Origin of the sequence: Agromyces sp. MMS24-JH15, from assembly GCF_043518605.1 — a bacterium.
GTDB lineage: Bacteria > Actinomycetota > Actinomycetes > Actinomycetales > Microbacteriaceae > Agromyces.
Genome location: NZ_CP171358.1, coordinates 1,375,281 through 1,394,556, shown reverse-complemented (window position 1 = coordinate 1,394,556; position 19,276 = coordinate 1,375,281). Strand labels below are relative to the sequence as shown.

Here is a 19,276-nt window from a genome sequence, read left to right as displayed (position 1 = left end):
GGCGCACGCGTGCCGCGCCTGCGACGAGTCGAGCCGTACGTCTCGCCCGGCTACCGGCGCGTTCGCCGCGGGACCGGCTTCGCCTACATCCACGCCGACGGCGGCCTCGCCGGGCGGGCGGAGCGGCAGCGCATCGCCGACCTGGCGGTGCCGCCCGCCTGGAAGGACGTCTGGATCTCGGATGCCGCGAACGCCCACCTGCTCGCGGTCGGCGTCGACGCAGCGGGCCGTCACCAGTACCTCTACCACCCGGCGTGGCGCGCGCGGCAGGACGAGCAGAAATTCGAGCGGATGACCCGCCTCGCACTCTCCCTGCCGGCCGCGCGGCGCACCGTCGCGCGCGACCTGGCGCTCGACGACCTCTCGCGCGAACGCGTCCTCGCCGCCGCCTTCCGGACGCTCGACCTGGGCGCCATCCGCATCGGCTCGGAGGAGGCGCTGGTCGAGGCGCGCACGCGCGGGCTGACCACGCTGCTCGTGCGCAACGCGGCCGTCTCCGGCGACACGGTCGAGTTGCGGTTCCGCGCGAAGGGCGGCGTCGCGCAGCGCGTTGCCCTCGTGGACGCCCCGCTGGCCGGCTTCGTGACGGCGAACACGGCACGCTCGGCCGCCGCGCGCCTGTACGCCTGGCGAGGCGCCGGCCGCATGCGATCGGCCGTCGCGTCCGACGTCAACGACGACATCCGCGAACGGACCGGCGGCGAGTTCACCGCGAAGGACTTCCGCACGCTGCGCGGCACGATCGTCGCCGCGCAGGCGCTCGCGGAGGTCGGCCGGAACGCCGTGCCGACCGCGAGGGCGCGGGCGGCCGCGGTGCGCGACGCGATCGCCGCCGCCGCCGACGCACTCGGGAACACGCCGGCGATCGCGAAGGCGAGCTACGTCGACCCGCGCATCGTCGGCGCGTTCGAGGCCGGTCGCGTGCTGTCCCGGCGCGGTTCGCCCGAGCGCGCGCTGCTGGACCTGCTCGCGATCGACGACGCCTCGACCGTCGACGGGTGACGTGCCCGGTGTCCCAGCGCGGTCCGGAGCGGGACGCGGGGGCGCGGCGACTCCGGGTCAGGGCTCCCGGCGGATCTCGCCGGGCTCTCGATCGGGCCGGATGCCCCGCCACCGCGGGTGCCGCGCGACGCCGGTCGACGTCCACTCGCCGAACTCGATCTCGCCCACGACGGTCGGACGCACCCACTGCGCGTCGGCCGCGTCCGCGGCCGGCACCGCGACGAAGGGCGAGGCATCCGTCTCGAGCGGGATGAGCAGGCCCGCCAGTGTCGCGAGTGCCTGCTGCGACAGCCCGCTGCCGACCCGGCCCGAGTACTCCAGCCGGCCGTCCGGGGCGGGGATCCCGACGAGGAGCGAGCGGATGCGACCGGTGGTCCGCTCGTCGCCGCGTCGGTAGCCGCCCACCACGACCTCCTGCGTGCGTGTGAGCTTGAGCTTCACCCACTCGTCGCTGCGCATCCCGGGCCGGTATCGCGAACCCCGCCGCTTCGCGACCACACCCTCGAGGCCGAGCCGCCGGGCCTCCTCGAGCGCCTCCGCCGGCGTGCCGTCCGCGAGCGCGGGCACCTCGACGGGCACCCCGGACCCCGGGCGCACGAGATGCTCGAGCCGTTCGCGCCGACGCTCCCACGGCTCGTCGACCGTGGACATGCCCGCGACCTCGAGCACGTCGAAGAGCAGCAGTCGAACCGGCACGGATGCCTCGAGCCCGGCGATCTCGCGCGGGCCGGCGAGGTTCATCCGCGGCTGCAACCGCTCGAAGCTGGGCCGGCCGGCGTCGTCCAGGGCGACGAGCTCGCCGTCCACGAGCGCGTCGGCACGGAGTGCGGTCGCGAGTCCGGCGAGTTCGGGGTACCGCGCGGTCTCGTCCCGTCCGGAGCGGCTGACCAGCCGGACCGCTCCGCCGTCGGTCCTCGCGAGCAGGCGGATGCCGTCCCACTTCCATTCGAGCGCCCAGTCGGGCCCGCCGACGAGGCCCGGCTTGCCCGGGCTCGCGAGCATCGGCCTCGCCTCGACCGTGCCGATCGAGGGCGCGCCGGCGGCCGCGGCTGCCACGGCCGTCGAGCCCGATGCAACCGGCTCGGCCGGTGTCTCCGACCCCGGCGGCCGCTGCCCCGAAACCGGCTGAGCCGGTGTCCGGATCCGCGGCGCGTCCCCGGCGCCCGCGCCGACCGGGGACGCCGCCGCAGCCGCACCCCGCTGATCCTTCATCCGGTGCAGCAGCCAGCTCGACTTCTCGCCCTGCCCGTCGGTGCGGATGAGCGCGATCCGCACGGCGCCGAGCGGCCCGCCGGGCATCCCGCGCAGCGTCGCGATCACCTCGTCGTCGCGCCACTTCTCGAGGTCGTAGGTCCCGGTGTCCCAGACCGTCATCGACCCGGCGCCGTACTCGCCCGTCGGGATCGTCCCCTCGAACGTCAGGTACTCGATCGGGTGGTCCTCGGTCTGCACGGCGAGGTGGTTCACGCCGGCCGAGTCCGGCACGCCCTTCGGCACGGCCCAGCTCTTCAGCACGCCGTCGCGCTCGAGCCGCACGTCGTGGTGGTGCGCCCGCGCGTGGTGGTCCTGGATCACGAATCGCGGCGCCCCCTCGGCCTCGATCCCCCACTGGGAGTCCGGCATCGGCTCGGGCGTGCCGCCCGCGCGCCGCATCGCCAGGTAGGCCGCGAGCGGCCCCTCGCCGCCGGCGCGCGAGATCGGCGCGAACGGGTCGAGCCCCGACGCGAGCCGCGCCAGGACCTCGGATGCCTCGAGGTGCCCGAGCGCGGGGTCGTCGAGTTCGTCCCACGTGCGCGGTGCCGCGACCGTCGGTCGGCTGCGCCCGCGGAGCGAGTACGGCGCGATCGTGGTCTTGTTGGCGTTGTTCTGGCTCCAGTCGATCAGGATCCGCCCCGCGCGGATCGCCTTCCGCATGCTCGAGACGACCAGATCGGGATGGTCCGCTTCGAGCGCGCGCGCGAGTTCGTGCGCGATCTCGGACGCCTGCTGCGACGTCTGCCCGCCGGTGAGCGCGGCGTACAGGTGCAGGCCCTTGCTGCCGCTGGTCACCGGAACGGGCGCGAGACCGATGGGCTCGAGGATGTCCCGCACCAACCGGGCGACTTCGGCGCATTCGGCGAGCCCCATGCCCTCCCCGGGGTCGAGGTCGAACACGAGTCGGTCGGGGTTCGACGGCCGTCCCTGCGGGTCGAACCGCCACTGCGGCACGTGGAGCTCGAGGGCCGCGAGCTGGGCGAGCCACACCAGCGTGGCCCGGTCGCCGGCGATCGGATACCGCTTCGGCCCGTCCGAGTGCTCGATCCGTTCGCTCCGCACCCAGTCGGGCGCGTGGTCGGCGAGGTTCTTCTCGAAGAACGGCTGCGCCGGGGCATCCGCCGTGCCGACGCCGTGCACCCAGCGCTTGCGCGTGATGGGCCGGCCAGCGACGACGGGCACCATTGCGGCGGCGACCTCGGCGTAGTACGCGATGACCTCGCCCTTGGTCATGCCCGTCTCGGGATACATGACCTTGTCGAGGTTGGTCAGGCGGAGCGTCCGCCCATCCACCTCGACGAGTCGCCGCTCACCCTCGGCCATGTCGCTATCCTGCCCCATGGCCTGCCGCCACGGGGTTCCCTCTCGGCACGCGCGGGTGTGTACTGAGGGGATGCGAGCCGTCTGGAAGGGTGCGGTCACATTCGGACTCGTGAACGTGCCCGTGAAGTTGTACAGCGCCACCGAGGATCACGACGTGTCCCTGCATCAGGTGCACGCCTCCGACGGCGGGCGGATCCGGTACCAGCGCGTCTGCGAGATCGACGGCGAGGTCGTGCCGTACCAGGACATCGACAAGGCGTACGACGACGGTGAACGCACCGTGGTGATCACCGACCAGGACCTGAAGGCACTGCCCTCGGAGCGGAGCCGGGAGATCGAGGTCGTCGAGTTCGTGCCGCGCGAGCAGATCGATCCGATCATGTTCGACAAGAGCTACTACCTCGAGCCCGACTCGGCGTCGTCGAAGGCCTACGTGCTGTTGCGTGAAGCGCTCGAGTCGACTGACCGCGTCGCGGTCGTGCAGATGGCGCTCCGGCAGAAGACGCGCCTCGCGGCGCTGCGCGTGCGCGGCGACGTCCTCGTCGTGCAGACGCTCCTCTGGGCGGACGAGGTCCGCGCGGCCGCATTCCCCTCCCTCGAGGCGGACGTGAAGATCTCGCCGAAGGAGCTCGACCTCTCGAAGCAGCTCGTCGAAAGCCTGGTGGCCGATTTCGAGCCCGAGAAGTTCGTGGACGCGTACCAGCACGAGTTGCGCACGCTGATCACGGCGAAGCTGGAGCAGGGCGACTCGATCGACACCGCGGCGACGTTCGGAGAGCGTCCCGAGGAGGCCGGCGGCGCCGAGGTGATCGACCTCATGGAGGCGTTGCGCCAGTCGATCGCCGCGAAGCGCGGCGATCGCGCGGGCGACTCCGGCACTCCCGCAGCGGGCGGGAAGAAGGCGAAGGATGCCTCCAAGCCCGCAGCGCGGGCGAAGAAGAAGGCGGCTTCCTGACGATCGGAGCGACCGTCAGCCGGTGAACGTCATCTCGTGAACGCCGGAGGCGGTGGACGTCGGGCGCGTTCGGGCGCGTTCACTCGGCGAAACGTCATTCGGGCGCGCAGAGCCCGGTGATGTTCACCGCAGCCGCCTGGATCCCCTCCTGCTGCTCGGCCATCGCGTCGGCGTCGGACTCGGGCGCTTCTTCGGCTTCCGGGTCCGGTGTCGGGAGCGTCCCCGCGTACTCGATGGCGCCCTGGATCCGGTCGTCGAGGTCGGTGAGCGCTTGCGCGACGTCATCGTTCTCGGCATCGGCTTCGAGCGCGGTCACGCGTTCGGACAGCCCTTCGAGGTACTCGGTGAGCGCGGCGGGATCCTTGAGCGTCGCGATGGCATTCTGTGCGCCATTCGAGACATCGCGCACTTCGACGCGGATGGCCTCGCAGCCGGCAGCGCCGCCCGAGGCCGTGTCGTCACCACCGCTCGGGCTGCAGCCTGCGAGGAGCGCAGCTCCAGCGAGCACGACGACGGTGGATGCGAAGATTCGGTGCATGGTGTTCCCCCGGACTACCAGACTGACCCGCAGAGTCTAGCGACGTCGCCCGATACCCTCCACCGCAGCACCGTGCGGACGTGTTAATCGCAGAAGAGCCGCCCCGTGTGGGGCGGCTCTTCTGGAATGGGTGTTCGGCGGTGTCCTACTCTCCCACAGGGTCGCCCCTGCAGTACCATCGGCGCTGCGAGTCTTAGCTTCCGGGTTCGGAATGTGTCCGGGCGTTTCCCTCGCGCTATGGCCGCCGAAACTCTGTCACCACATCACCCCACGTGTTGGGGGTGTGGTTGGTCTCGGTGCCCCCCAAACCCAAGCACCGTGGTGGTGGGGTGGGGGTGTGTCGTTATGTTGTTGTGTGTTCGCCTGTCGGGAACCACATGGTGGACGCGAGTCATCAGGGCCACGCACACGGCCTTTACTTGAATGAGTTCAAATCGTGTGTGTGTAGTGATAGTCAAGTTATCGGCTTATTAGTACCGGTCAGCTGCACGGGTCGTTAGTCCCCGCTTCCACATCCGGCCTATCAACCCAGTCGTCTACTGGGAGCCTCTCCCCCGAAGGGATGGAAATCTCATCTCGAGGCCGGCTTCCCGCTTAGATGCTTTCAGCGGTTATCCATCCCGAACGTAGCTAACCAGCGGTGCTCCTGGCGGAACAACTGGCACACCAGAGGTTCGTCCAACCCGGTCCTCTCGTACTAGGGTCAGATCCTCTCAAATTTCCTGCGCGCGCAGAGGATAGGGACCGAACTGTCTCACGACGTTCTAAACCCAGCTCGCGTACCGCTTTAATGGGCGAACAGCCCAACCCTTGGGACCTACTCCAGCCCCAGGATGCGACGAGCCGACATCGAGGTGCCAAACCATGCCGTCGATATGGACTCTTGGGCAAGATCAGCCTGTTATCCCCGAGGTACCTTTTATCCGTTGAGCGACAGCGCTTCCACAAGCCACTGCCGGATCACTAGTCCCGACTTTCGTCCCTGCTCGACCTGTCAGTCTCACAGTCAAGCTCCCTTGTGCACTTACACTCGCCACCTGATTGCCAACCAGGTTGAGGGAACCTTTGGGCGCCTCCGTTACTCTTTGGGAGGCAACCGCCCCAGTTAAACTACCCACCAGGCACTGTCCCTGAACCGGATCACGGTTCGAAGTTAGATATCCAGAGTGACCAGAGTGGTATTTCAACAATGACTCCACGAACACTGGCGTGCCCGCTTCAAAGTCTCCCACCTATCCTACACAAGCCACACCGAACACCAATACCAAGCTGTAGTAAAGGTCACGGGGTCTTTCCGTCCTTCTGCGCGTAACGAGCATCTTTACTCGTAATGCAATTTCGCCGAGTTCGCGGTTGAGACAGCTGGGAAGTCGTTACGCCATTCGTGCAGGTCGGAACTTACCCGACAAGGAATTTCGCTACCTTAGGATGGTTATAGTTACCACCGCCGTTTACTGGGGCTTAAATTCTCAGCTTCGCCTTGCGGCTAACCGGTCCTCTTAACCTTCCAGCACCGGGCAGGCGTCAGTCCGTATACATCGTCTTGCGACTTGGCACGGACCTGTGTTTTTAGTAAACAGTCGCTTCCCACTGGTCTCTGCGGCCCTGCAGCGCTTCCTGGAGCAAGTCCATTCACGCCTTAGGCCCCCCTTCTCCCGAAGTTACGGGGGCATTTTGCCGAGTTCCTTAACCACGATTCTCTCGATCTCCTTGGTATTCTCTACCTGACCACCTGAGTCGGTTTGGGGTACGGGCGGCTGGAACCTCGCGTCGATGCTTTTCTCGGCAGCATAGGATCACCCACTTTTCATCCGCATCGCGTCTCAGCCTGTATGAGTCGCGGATTTGCCTACGACTCGGCCTACACGCTTGCCCCGGGTCAACCATCGCCCGGGTTGGGCTACCTTCCTGCGTCACACCTGTTAATACGCTCACCGCACCAGACCGGTTCCCACGCTCCCCACCACGATGCACCCCGAAGGGCGCGGTGTGATGGTTCGGATGGTTAGCATTACTGGATTGGCGTGGGCGGTTCTTCGCCGGTACGGGAATATCAACCCGTTGTCCATCGACTACGCCTGTCGGCCTCGCCTTAGGTCCCGACTTACCCAGGGCAGATTAGCTTGACCCTGGAACCCTTGGTCTTCCGGAGGACGGGTTTCTCACCCGTCTTTCGCTACTCATGCCTGCATTCTCACTCGTGTGCCGTCCACGGCTGGTTTCCACCGCCGCTTCACCCGGCACACGACGCTCTCCTACCCATCCACACGACTGGACCACGAAGGCCTATCGAATATGCGAATGCCACGACTTCGGTGGCGTGCTTGAGCCCCGTTACATTGTCGGCGCGGAATCACTTGACCAGTGAGCTATTACGCACTCTTTCAAGGGTGGCTGCTTCTAAGCCAACCTCCTGGTTGTCTGTGCAACTCCACATCCTTTCCCACTTAGCACGCGCTTAGGGACCTTAGTCGGTGGTCTGGGTTGTTTCCCTCTCGACGATGAAGCTTATCCCCCACCGTCTCACTGCTGCGCTCTCACTTACCGGCATTCGGAGTTTGGCTGACGTCAGTAACCTGTTGGGGCCCATCGGCCATCCAGTAGCTCTACCTCCGGCAAGAAACACGCAACGCTGCACCTAAATGCATTTCGGAGAGAACCAGCTATCACGAAGTTTGATTGGCCTTTCACCCCTATCCACAGCTCATCCCCTCCATTTTCAACTGAAGTGGGTTCGGTCCTCCACGACGTCTTACCGTCGCTTCAACCTGGCCATGGATAGATCACTTCGCTTCGGGTCTAGGACCTGCGACTCAAAACGCCCTATTCAGACTCGCTTTCGCTACGGCTACCCCACACGGGTTAACCTCGCCACAGATCACTAACTCGCAGGCTCATTCTTCAAAAGGCACGCTGTCACCCCAACAAGGAGGCTCCAACGGTTTGTAAGCAAACGGTTTCAGGTACTATTTCACTCCCCTCCCGGGGTACTTTTCACCTTTCCCTCACGGTACTTGTCCGCTATCGGTCATCTGGGAGTATTTAGGCTTACCAGGTGGTCCTGGCAGATTCACACGGGATTTCTCGGGCCCCGTGCTACTTGGGATCCCTCTCCGGGCTGCGTGAAGTTTCGGCTACGGGACTCACACCCACTCCGGTCCGGCTTTCAATCCGGTTCGCCTACCACACGCACGTCACCGTGGCTGTTCGGCAGAACAGCCCGAAAGGTCCCACAACCCCGACCATGCAACCCCTGCCGGGTATCACACATGACCGGTTTGGCCTCTTCCGCTTTCGCTCGCCACTACTCACGGAATCACGGTTGTTTTCTCTTCCTGTGGGTACTGAGATGTTTCACTTCCCCACGTTCCCTCTACCCGCCCTATATATTCAGGCGGGAGTCACCAGGTCACCACGAAGGGCCTGGCGGGGTTTCCCCATTCGGAAATCCTCGGATCAAAGCTCGTTTATCAACTCCCCGAGGCTTATCGCAGATTACGACGTCCTTCTTCGGCTCCAGATGCCAAGGCATCCACCGTTTGCTCTTAAAAACTTGAAATCACATGAGTTTCAGAAACCACCACCCCGAAGGGCAGCGGTGACCAATGATCGTCAGAGCACCACCCGAAGGCGATGCCCAGAACAATCTTGTGAAACACACACCACCACCCCGAAAGACGATGATGCGAGTTTCTAAGATGCTCGCGTCCACTATGTAGTTCTCAACAGACGACCAGAACCCCCGACCCACCAGCACACAGCCGGCATCGCGAAGGCCTGAAGAAGTCCAGCCCCACACCCCCACAGGGGTGCGACGCCCGGTCCCTCAGGACCCAACAGCGTGCAACGTACCAACCTCCACGACCCGACCCGTTCCAACCCCCCGAAGAAGGCGTACTAGAACCAGACCACATCAGCCGGCACCTACGTTCAATGTTCCACCCATGAGCACCCAGCGAGAACGTTCGTCTCGATCTGAGCCTCCTGGAACCAGCAAGCTGGCCCAGTGCTCCTTAGAAAGGAGGTGATCCAGCCGCACCTTCCGGTACGGCTACCTTGTTACGACTTAGTCCTAATCACCGATCCCACCTTCGACGGCTCCCTCCAAAAGGTTGGGCCACCGGCTTCGGGTGTTACCGACTTTCATGACTTGACGGGCGGTGTGTACAAGGCCCGGGAACGTATTCACCGCAGCGTTGCTGATCTGCGATTACTAGCGACTCCGACTTCATGAGGTCGAGTTGCAGACCTCAATCCGAACTGAGACCGGCTTTTTGGGATTCGCTCCGCCTTACGGCATCGCAGCCCTTTGTACCGGCCATTGTAGCATGCGTGAAGCCCAAGACATAAGGGGCATGATGATTTGACGTCATCCCCACCTTCCTCCGAGTTGACCCCGGCAGTCTCACATGAGTCCCCACCATTACGTGCTGGCAACATGCGACGAGGGTTGCGCTCGTTGCGGGACTTAACCCAACATCTCACGACACGAGCTGACGACAACCATGCACCACCTGCACACCAGTGTCCAAAGAGTCCCCTGTTTCCAGGGTGTTCTGGTGCATGTCAAGCCTTGGTAAGGTTCTTCGCGTTGCATCGAATTAATCCGCATGCTCCGCCGCTTGTGCGGGCCCCCGTCAATTCCTTTGAGTTTTAGCCTTGCGGCCGTACTCCCCAGGCGGGGCGCTTAATGCGTTAGCTACGACACGGAAACCGTGGAAAGGTCCCCACATCTAGCGCCCAACGTTTACGGCGTGGACTACCAGGGTATCTAATCCTGTTCGCTCCCCACGCTTTCGCTCCTCAGCGTCAGTAAGTGCCCAGAGACCTGCCTTCGCCATCGGTGTTCCTCCTGATATCTGCGCATTCCACCGCTACACCAGGAATTCCAGTCTCCCCTACACCACTCAAGTCTGCCCGTACCCACTGCAGACCAGAGGTTGAGCCTCTGGCTTTCACAGCAGACGCGACAAACCGCCTACGAGCTCTTTACGCCCAATAATTCCGGACAACGCTCGGACCCTACGTATTACCGCGGCTGCTGGCACGTAGTTAGCCGGTCCTTTTTCTCCCAGTACCGTCACCCGAAGGCTTCTTCCTGGACAAAAGAGGTTTACAACCCGAAGGCCGTCATCCCCCACGCGGCGTTGCTGCATCAGGCTTCCGCCCATTGTGCAATATTCCCCACTGCTGCCTCCCGTAGGAGTCTGGGCCGTGTCTCAGTCCCAGTGTGGCCGGTCACCCTCTCAGGCCGGCTACCCGTCGACGCCTTGGTGAGCCATTACCTCACCAACAAGCTGATAGGCCGCGAGTCCATCCCAGACCGAAAAACTTTCCACCCCCCACCATGCGATGAGAAGTCATATCCGGTATTAGCTCCGATTTCTCGGGGTTATCCCAGAGTCCAGGGCAGGTTACTCACGTGTTACTCACCCGTTCGCCACTAATCCACCCAGCAAGCTGGGCTTCATCGTTCGACTTGCATGTGTTAAGCACGCCGCCAGCGTTCGTCCTGAGCCAGGATCAAACTCTCCAAAAAAAATGGTTCCAACCAACCCCCGAAGAGGCCGGTCAGGAGTTCAAATCACTGACAGAGAAACAACTGACTCAAAAAATCAAATTGTCCATCAATCAAAGGAATCCCACCCACCCCGAAGGGCAGGCCAGGGTTCAAAAAATTGGCATTGAACATAGTGCACGCTGTTGAGTTCTCAAGAAACGGACGCACCGGGGTTTCAGCCTTTCGGCCTGCCCCCAGGGCAACCTCTCTACCTTACCACACTCTGCTGGGCTCCTGACTCGCCGCTTGGTTCCAAGTCGGCCTCGCCAGTCCGCCTGCGGGCGCCGGCGAACGGTTCCCGCGAGAGGTGGAAGATCGTCATCCGACCTGATCCCATGGCCACGCGAAGTGGTTCCGATGAGGGTCTGGATGGTCCCGCTTGAGGCCGGCGAGCTCTTCCGCTCCGCCGCACCTTTGGGGTGACGAGTGGATACTTTACGCACGGTTTCCCACCCGGTGCAAATCGGCGCATGCACCCCGGGCGTGTCGCGCGATTCACCCGGAAGCGAGGCCCCGATCGACGCCCCGTTCGACTCCGCCGATCCGCCTGCCGAGCGCTCTCGCCGCATCGCGCACCTCGGCAGCGATCACGGCGCGATCCGGGGCGGCCGCGGCTTCGAACGTGACGGCGATCGCGGCGGCGGGCCATCCGAGGTGGTCCATCACGACCGCGCCGATCGACGCGAGCCCGACCGTCACCTCGTCTTCCTCGGTCGCCAGGCCTGCGACCCGGATTCCGGCGAGGAGCGACTTGAGGCGGCCGTAGCTCCAGCCGGCCTCGGCGAACGCCGCGCGGTCGGGGTAGAGCGCGCGCAGCTGCGCGGGCGGCAGTTCGGCGAGCATCGCGCGCCCGGTCGCGGTCAGGTGGGCGGGCAGGCGCACGCCGACGTCGGACACCAGGGACGGGCGCCGGGGCGCGCGTTCCTCGACGAGGTAGAGGACGTCGCGGCCGTGCAGCACCGCGAGATGCCCGCTCTCGCCGAGGCGATCGACCAGCGCGGCGACGAGCGGGCGGCCGAGCCGGGTGAGCGGCTGCTGGCGACTGAACCCGCTCGAGAGCTCGAACGCCGCGACGCCGAGCCCGTACCTGCGCTCCTCGGGCAGGTGCACGACGAATCCGCGCTCCTGGAGGACGGCCAGCAGCTGGTAGGTCGTCGAGCGCGGCAGCTCGAGCGCGGAGGCGATCGTCGCGGCCGGGATGGGTCCGCGCTGGCGCGCGAGATGCGCGAGGATCCGCAGCACCTGATCCGCTGCCGGTACCTTCGCGCTCGGCTCGTGCGCCATCGCCCCTCCCCCCGTGGTCGGCCGGTCCCAAGCCGGGTCCGACATCGAGGCTAGTCCGGTATCCCGGACGGATGCCACGCCGAAACGGTACCGGCAGGCCCCGGTCACGAGTGGAATCGGACCCATGCGCACCATCACCACGCTGGAGCCCGTCCTCATCGGGACCGGGCCGCTCGGCATCGACGACGTCGTGGCGGTCGCCCGGCACGGGGCATCCGTCGCCCTGGATCCGACCGCGCTCGACGCGGTCGCCGCCTCCCGAGCGATCGTCGAGGCCCTGGCCGAGGATCCCGAGCCGCACTACGGCATCTCGACCGGCTTCGGCGCCCTCGCCACCACGTTCATCGAGGCCGACCGCCGAGCCCAGCTGCAGGCGAGCCTGATCCGCTCGCACGCCGCGGGCTCGGGTGCCGAGGTCGAGCGCGAGGTCGTGCGAGCCCTCATGCTGCTGCGGCTCTCGACCCTGATGACCGGCCGGACCGGCGTGCGCCGTGAGACCGTCGAGGCCTACGCCGCCGCGCTCAACGCCGGCATCACGCCCGTCGTGCGCGAGTACGGGTCGCTCGGCTGCTCGGGCGACCTCGCGCCGCTCGCGCACTGCGCGCTCGCGCTCATGGGCGAAGGCGAGGTGCGGGTCGGTGGTCTCGAGACGCGTCCGGCTTCGCCGGGCGCTCCTCGACCAACTGGAGCCGCGGCGCCGGGCACTCCTCGACCAACTGGAGCCGCGGCGCCGGGCGCTCCCGGACCAGCGGATGGTCGGATACCCGCCGCCGAGGCGCTCGCCGCCGCCGGGATCGAGCCCCTCCGACTCGTCGAGAAGGAGGGCCTCGCCCTCATCAACGGCACCGACGGGATGCTCGGGATGCTCGCGCTCGCGCTCGACGACCTGCGGATGCTCCTGACCACCGCCGACATCGCCGCGGCCCTGAGCGTCGAGGGCCTGCTCGGCACCGACGCCGTGTTCGCCGCCGACCTGCACGCCCTCCGGCCGCAGCGCGGGCAGGCGGACTCGGCGGCGAACCTCCGGCGCCTGCTCGCCGGGTCGCCGATCGTCGCGAGCCACCGGGGGTCCGAGTGCACGCGCGTGCAGGACGCCTACTCGCTGCGCTGCGCGCCGCAGGTGCACGGCGCCGCGCGGGACACGGTCGCGCACGCGGCATCCGTCGCCCTCGCCGAACTCGCGAGCGCGATCGACAACCCGGTGATCACGCCCGACGGGCGGGTCGAGTCGAACGGCAACTTCCACGGCGCGCCGATCGCGTACGTCCTCGACTTCCTCGCGATCGCGGTCGCGGACGTCGCGAGCATGTCGGAACGGCGCACCGACCGGTTCCTCGACAAGGCTCGCAGCCAGGGCCTGCCGCCGTTCCTCGCCCATGAGGCCGGCGTCGATTCGGGCCTCATGATCGCGCAGTACACCGCCGCCGGCATCGTGAGCGAGCTGAAGCGACTCGCCGCGCCCGCGTCGGTCGACTCGATCCCGTCGTCGGCCATGCAGGAGGACCACGTGTCGATGGGGTGGGCGGCCGCGCGCAAGCTCCGCCGGGCGATCGACGGGCTCTCGCGCGTGCTCGCGATCGAACTGCTCACGGCGGCGCGGGGCATCCGGCTGCGCGCGCCACTCGAGCCGGTCGCGGCGAGCGCCGCCGTGGTCGCGCTCATGGACCGACTGGGCGCCGGACCCGGACCCGACCGGTACCTCTCCCCCGAGATCGAGGCGGCCGCCGCAGCGGTCGCCTCGGGCGAGCTCCTGCGGGTCGTCGAAGCCGAGATCGGAGAACTGGAATGACCGACACCACCACGCGCACCGTGCGGGCCGCGCGCGGCACCGAGCTGACCGCGAAGAGCTGGCAGACCGAGGCGCCGCTGCGGATGCTCATGAACAACCTCGACCCCGAGGTCGCCGAACGCCCCGAGGACCTCGTCGTCTACGGCGGCACCGGGCGCGCCGCGCGCAGCTGGGAGGCGTACGACGCGATCGTGCGCACCCTCCGCGACCTCGAGGACGACGAGACGCTGCTCGTGCAGTCGGGCAAGCCGGTCGGCGTGTTCCGCACGCACGCGTGGGCGCCACGCGTGCTCATCGCGAACTCGAACCTCGTCGGCGACTGGGCGACGTGGCCCGAGTTCCGCCGGCTCGAGGCGCTCGGGCTCACGATGTACGGGCAGATGACCGCGGGCTCCTGGATCTACATCGGCACGCAGGGCATCCTGCAGGGCACCTACGAGACCTTCGCGGCCGTCGCGCGCTCGCTCGCCCGCAAGCGCGGTGAGGATGCCTCGGCCGCGACGCTCGCCGGCACCCTGACGCTCACCGGCGGGTGCGGCGGCATGGGCGGCGCGCAGCCGCTGGCGGTCACGATGAACGGCGGCGCGGTGCTCGTCGTCGACGTCGACGAGTCGCGGCTCCGCCGGCGGGTCGACCACGGATACCTCGACGAGGTGGCGCCCGACCTCGACGCCGCGATCGCGCGGGTCGTCGCCGCGAAGCGCGACCGCGAGGCGGTCTCGGTCGGCGTCGTCGGCAACGCGGCCGTCGTGTTCGGCGAGGTCCTGCTGCGGCATCGCTCGGGCGACCTGCAGGTCGACGTCGTGACCGACCAGACGAGCGCACACGACCCGCTGTCCTACCTGCCGGTCGGCATCGACTTCGCCGACTGGAGGAGCGAAGCCGAACGCGACCCCGAGGGCTTCACCGCCCGGGCCCGCGGGAGCATGGCGAAGCAGGTCGCGGCGATGGTCGGGTTCCAGGATGCCGGCGCCGAGGTGTTCGACTACGGCAACTCGATCCGCGCCGAGGCCGAGCTCGGCGGCTACGAGCGGGCGTTCGAGTTCCCCGGATTCGTGCCCGCGTACATCCGCCCGCAGTTCGCCGAAGGGCGCGGGCCGTTCCGCTGGGCGGCGCTCTCGGGCGATCCGGCCGACATCGCCGCGACCGACCGCGCGATCCTCGAGCTCTTCCCCGACGACGCCGGACTGCAGCGCTGGATCACGCAGGCGAGCGAGAAGGTGCACTTCGAAGGGTTGCCCGCGCGCATCTGCTGGCTCGGCTACCGGGAACGGCACCTCGCCGGCCTGAAGTTCAACGCGATGGTCGCGTCGGGCGAACTCTCGGCGCCGGTCGTCATCGGCCGCGACCACCTCGATTCGGGCTCGGTCGCCTCCCCGTACCGCGAGACCGAGGCGATGGCGGACGGCTCCGACGCGATCGCCGACTGGCCGCTGCTGAACGCGATGCTCAACACCGCGTCGGGCGCGACGTGGGTGTCGATCCACCACGGCGGCGGGGTCGGCATCGGACGTTCGATCCACGCCGGGCAGGTGATCGTCGCCGACGGCACGGCGCTCGCGGCCGAGAAGATCGCGCGCGTGCTCGTGAACGACCCCGGGACGGGCGTCATGCGGCACGTCGACGCGGGGTACGACCGAGCGGTCGAGGTCGCGCACGAGCGCGGGTTGCGTGTGCCGATGGTCGACGGCCTCGACGTGCGGGCGGACGAGGACTGAGCGGTATGGAGACCGAGCGGATGCCCCGACGCACGCTGCTGACGAACATCGGCGAGCTCGTGACGAACGAGCCGTCGACGCCCGGCGCCGAGCCGAGCCCGCTCGGGATCGTGCGCGATGCGGCCGTGCTCGTCGAGGACGGCCGCATCGCCTGGGTCGGGCGAGCTTCGGAGGTCCCCGGTCGTCGAGGAGCACGCGGTGCGGACGGCCCCGGTGGTGGTGGAGCACGCGGTGCGGACGGCCCCGGTGGTCGAGGAGCACGCGGTGCGGACGGCCCCGGTGGTCGAGGAGCACGCGGTGCGGACGGCCCCGGTGGTCGAGGAGCACGCGGTGCGGACGACCCCGGTGGTCGAGGAGCGCCCGAGCGCAGCGAGGACGCGTCTCGAGACCACCCCGCCGCCCCCGACCTCGCCGACGTCGACCTCGTCGACGTCGGTGGCGACGCAGTCCTCCCGGGTTGGGTCGACTCGCACACCCACCTCGCGTTCGCCGGCGACCGCGCCGACGAGTTCGCCGCGCGCATGGCCGGCCGGCCGTACTCGGCCGGGGGCATCCGCTCGACCGTCGCGGCGACGCGCGCCGCGACCGACGAGGACCTGCGCAACCGCCTCAGGGGGTTCGTCGACGAGTTGCACGCGCAGGGCACGACGACGTTCGAGGTCAAAGGCGGGTACGGGCTCACGGTCGCCGACGAGGAACGGCTCGTGCGGCTCGCCCGGGAGGTCACCGACGAGGTGACGTTCCTCGGCGCGCACATCGTCCCGGCCGAGTTCGCCGACCGGCCCGGCGGCGCCGACGCCTACGTCGACCTCGTCTGCGGCGACATGCTCGCCGCCTGCGCGCCGCACGTGCGCTGGGTCGACGCGTTCTGCGAGCGCGGCGCGTTCACGCCCGAGCAGTCCCGACGCGTGCTCGAGGCGGGGCGGGCCGCAGGTCTCGGCGTCCGCGTGCACGGGAACCAGCTCGGGCCAGGCGACGGGGTGCGGCTCGCGGTCGAACTCGACGCGGCATCCGTGGACCACTGCACGTACCTGTCGGATGAGGACGTCGCGCTGCTCGCGGCATCCGGAACCGTCGCCACGCTGCTGCCCGGCGTCGAGTTCTCGACCCGGCAGCCGTGGCCCGACGCGCGGCGACTGCTCGACGCGGGCGCGGTCGTCGCGCTCGCGAGCGATTGCAATCCGGGGTCGAGCTTCACGAGCTCGATGGCGTTCTGCGTGGCGGTCGCGGTGCGCGACATGGGTATGACCCCGGCCGAGGCGGTGTGGGCGGCGACGGCCGGTGGGGCTGCGGCGTTGCGGCGGACGGATGTGGGGCGGATCGCGCCGGGGTGCCGCGCGGACCTGCAGTGGCTGCGGGCGCCGTCGTACGTGCACGTGGCCTACCGGCCGGGGGTGCCGCTCGTGCGGGGGGTTTGGAGGGACGGGGTGCGGGTGGGGTAGCGGCGCGGCGGCTGGGGCGTATGGGCGGAGGCGGTCTCGATACGCGTCGCCGCTTCGCGTCGGCGCTACTCGACCAGCGGGGGGGTCGCGCTTCGCGTGGGGGCTACTCGACCACCGGGGGTTCGCCGCTTCGCGGCGGCGCTACTCGACCAGGGGACGTGAGGCGAGGCCGGCGGCGAAGTCCAGCACGCAGAGGGCGGCGAGGCGGACGGTGCGCCCGTCCGGGGCATCCGCCGTCGCGTCGATCTCGACGAGGTCGACCGACCGGACCGCGGGGTGGGCGCCCGCGGCGCGCGCAGCGGCCCGGAGCTCCCAGGCGGCGAGCCCGCCGGGCACGCTCGCCGGGCACGCCGGCACGACCGCGCGGTCGCACACGTCGACGTCGAGGTCGACGTGGATCGGGCCACCCGCGGCGCCTGCGATCGCGAAGGCCTCCCCCATGACCTCGGCGATCGGGCGGCGGTGGAGCTCGTCGCGGTGCACGACAGTGATGCCGAGGTCGCGGGCCATCCGCGCGTACTCGGCGGAGTTCGCGAAGTCGGCGATGCCGACCTGTACGATCCGGCGCGGGTCGAGGCCGGCCTCGATGAGCCGCCGCACGGGCGATCCGTTCGAACGGCCGTCGCGCAGGTCGTGGTGGGCGTCGAGGGTGACCAGGCCCGCGCGCGCGAGGTCGTCGCCGAACGCGGCGAGCGCGACGGGCACGGTCGCCGAGTTGTCGCCGCCCAGCGCCACGAGCGTGCGGCTCCGCTCGAGCACGGCGGACGCCTCGGCCCGGGCGCGGGCCTCGCCGGCGTCGCCGTCGGGCTCGTCGACATCGCCCGCGTCGGCGAACGCGAGCACGGCCGCGAGGTCGCGGATGCCGGTCGCGACGTCGTCGGCCGACGCGGCGTCATCGGCCGCGCCGGCAGCGCGGTCGGGCATGATTGCCGGGCTGTACCTTCGCAGCGCCGCGCGGATCGCCGCGGGGGTCGCGTGCGCGCCCGTCGGCGAGAGCGAGGTCCGCCAGGTGGGGACGCCGAGCAGGGTGAGGTCGAGCGGTTCGCGCCCCGAGCTGGACGGGTTCGCCGGCAGCGCGGGCCAGTCCCCCGCCCGCGGCCAGCGCGGGTCGTCGGGCAGTCGGTCGGCCATGCGGCTCACGGTAGCAACGCGGCTTCCGCCCGGTGGTCGGTTCCGCGCGGCGCTTGTCCGGGATGCCGGACCGCTCGCCCAAGGAAGATCCGAGGCACGGCCGGCGCGGGCAACATCTCGATCCGCCTCGACGAACTGCCTCGAGTGCGCCAGGTCTTCCCGATCTCCGAGCGGATCGAACTGCCGCTTCCGCACCGGCGCTCGCAGGGCGGAGCATCCTCGTCACCGGGTCCGGGTCCGGGTCCGGGTCCGGGCGCCGGCTCCGCCAGATCGCCGACAACCCCGCCCCTCGCCGACTTCGACCCCGCCCGACCGACACCCCGCGTCATCCGCCGCCGCGAGGCATCCGACGCATTCCGACCCCCGGCGACCGATCCGGTCACACGCGCCCGACCGGCCCGCGTGCGGTGCAGGCTGGGGTCATCGCGGCGTACCCAAGCGGCCGAAGGGGCCGGTCTCATACACCGGTATCCGCAGGTTCGAATCCTGCCGTCGCGTCGATCGGCCAGTGTCGCTCCCGCGGTCGTATGGTGACCGCATGTCGCACACGCGGGTCGACCCGTCCACGCCGATCGGACGCGTCGTCGCCGACCTCGACCGCGTGCGCCGGCCGCTCGCGCCGGCCGACGGCATCGCCGTGTTCGTCGACATGTATCGCGAGGTCACCGCGCTCGTCGCACGCCGCGTCGCCGACGGCGCGTTCGACGATCCGCCGTTCATCGAGGCGCTCGACGTCGTGTTCGCCGACTACTTCCTCGCCGTGCCGCGGGCCGTCGCGGTGAAGCGGCCGGTGCCCAAGGCCTGGGCACCGCTCGTCGAGCGCCGGGGGCAGCGGCTCTTCCCGCTCCAGTTCGCGCTCGCGGGGATGAACGCGCACATCAACCACGACCTCGCCCTCGCGGTGGTCCGGACCTGCGAGGCGCGCGGCCTCGAACCGGACGCGGGCTCGGTGCACGCCGACTTCGTCCGGATCAACGAGGTGCTCGCGGAGCTCGTCCGGCCGATCCGGCAGCGGTTCCTCGACCACGATGTCGTGGAGCACGGCGCCGCCCTCACCCCGCTCGCGGACCTGCTCACCAACTTCTCGATGGAACAGGCACGGGATGCCGCGTGGGCGACGACGCTCACCCTCTGGGCCGTGCGGGACCTGCCCCTCGTGCCCGAGGCGACCGAGCGGGCGCTCGCCGGTACCGTCGGGCTGGTCGGCAGGCAACTGCTCACCCGATTCGATCCGCTGGGGCGGCTCGGCTGAGCGGTCCGGCGACGGGCGATCCTGCACC

10 protein-coding genes, 1 tRNA gene and 3 rRNA genes are annotated in these 19,276 nt (G+C 68.6%); 7 read left to right on the top strand and 7 right to left on the bottom strand.

The genetic code is table 11. The features are described from left to right. Positions 1-9 precede the first annotated feature (9 nt). Entirely contained in the window at positions 10-1,002 is a 993-nt protein-coding gene (locus ACDF64_RS06330; protein ID WP_394554168.1) for a DNA topoisomerase IB, read from the top strand. Positions 1,003-1,059: 57 nt separating this feature from the next. Here the strand turns inward: ACDF64_RS06330 and ACDF64_RS06325 are convergent, their stop codons facing one another. Further along, entirely contained in the window at positions 1,060-3,579 is a 2,520-nt protein-coding gene (locus ACDF64_RS06325) for an ATP-dependent DNA ligase (RefSeq protein ID WP_394554166.1), read from the bottom strand. A gap of 70 nt (positions 3,580-3,649) precedes the next feature. Here ACDF64_RS06325 and ACDF64_RS06320 point away from each other — a divergent pair, with 70 nt between their 5' ends. Next, a complete protein-coding gene (locus ACDF64_RS06320) occupies positions 3,650-4,534 on the top strand; it encodes a Ku protein (RefSeq protein ID WP_394554164.1) in 885 nt (294 codons plus the stop codon). 94 nt (positions 4,535-4,628) lie between these two features. Here the strand turns inward: ACDF64_RS06320 and ACDF64_RS06315 are convergent, their stop codons facing one another. The 5 genes from ACDF64_RS06315 to ACDF64_RS06295 all read right to left on the bottom strand — a co-directional run bounded on the left by ACDF64_RS06315 (position 4,629) and on the right by ACDF64_RS06295 (position 11,916). Next, positions 4,629-4,943: a hypothetical protein gene (locus ACDF64_RS06315; RefSeq protein ID WP_394554163.1), complete on the bottom strand. Its 315-nt coding sequence runs from the start codon at positions 4,941-4,943 to the stop codon at positions 4,629-4,631. 261 nt (positions 4,944-5,204) lie between these two features. Further along, positions 5,205-5,321: ribosomal RNA gene (gene rrf / locus ACDF64_RS06310) — 5S ribosomal RNA — on the bottom strand. A 201-nt stretch (positions 5,322-5,522) separates the two neighbouring features. Next, a 23S ribosomal RNA gene (locus tag ACDF64_RS06305) occupies positions 5,523-8,631 on the bottom strand. Between the two features lie 458 nt (positions 8,632-9,089). After that, positions 9,090-10,611 (bottom strand): 16S ribosomal RNA (locus ACDF64_RS06300). The 16S, 23S and 5S rRNA genes sit together here, the layout of an rRNA operon. A 516-nt stretch (positions 10,612-11,127) precedes the next feature. Beyond that, positions 11,128-11,916 (bottom strand): IclR family transcriptional regulator, encoded by a 789-nt coding sequence (locus ACDF64_RS06295; RefSeq protein WP_394554161.1) that lies wholly within the window; start codon positions 11,914-11,916, stop codon positions 11,128-11,130. 124 nt (positions 11,917-12,040) lie between these two features. Here ACDF64_RS06295 and hutH point away from each other — a divergent pair, with 124 nt between their 5' ends. From hutH to hutI, 3 genes are read left to right on the top strand one after another with little or no spacing between them, the layout of a single operon-like run. Further along, a complete protein-coding gene (hutH, locus tag ACDF64_RS06290; RefSeq protein ID WP_394554160.1) occupies positions 12,041-13,705 on the top strand; it encodes a histidine ammonia-lyase in 1,665 nt (554 codons plus the stop codon). Further along, positions 13,702-15,423: a urocanate hydratase gene (locus ACDF64_RS06285; protein ID WP_394554158.1), complete on the top strand. Its 1,722-nt coding sequence runs from the start codon at positions 13,702-13,704 to the stop codon at positions 15,421-15,423. The genes hutH and ACDF64_RS06285 overlap by 4 nt, the downstream gene beginning before the upstream one ends. Positions 15,424-15,443: 20 nt before the next feature. Continuing rightward, complete coding sequence (gene hutI / locus ACDF64_RS06280) at positions 15,444-16,865, top strand: imidazolonepropionase (RefSeq protein ID WP_394554156.1); 1,422 nt, start codon at positions 15,444-15,446, stop codon at positions 16,863-16,865. A gap of 141 nt (positions 16,866-17,006) precedes the next feature. Here the strand turns inward: hutI and ACDF64_RS06275 are convergent, their stop codons facing one another. Beyond that, a complete protein-coding gene (locus ACDF64_RS06275) occupies positions 17,007-17,996 on the bottom strand; it encodes an arginase family protein (RefSeq protein ID WP_394554154.1) in 990 nt (329 codons plus the stop codon). Positions 17,997-18,420: 424 nt separating this feature from the next. Between ACDF64_RS06275 and ACDF64_RS06270 the strand changes: the two genes are divergently transcribed. After that, positions 18,421-18,494 (top strand) — tRNA-Met (locus ACDF64_RS06270). Positions 18,495-18,534: 40 nt separating this feature from the next. Beyond that, on the top strand, positions 18,535-19,248 hold the full coding sequence (locus ACDF64_RS06265; RefSeq protein WP_394554153.1) for a DUF5995 family protein: 714 nt from the start codon (positions 18,535-18,537) through the stop codon (positions 19,246-19,248). Positions 19,249-19,276 lie beyond the last annotated feature (28 nt).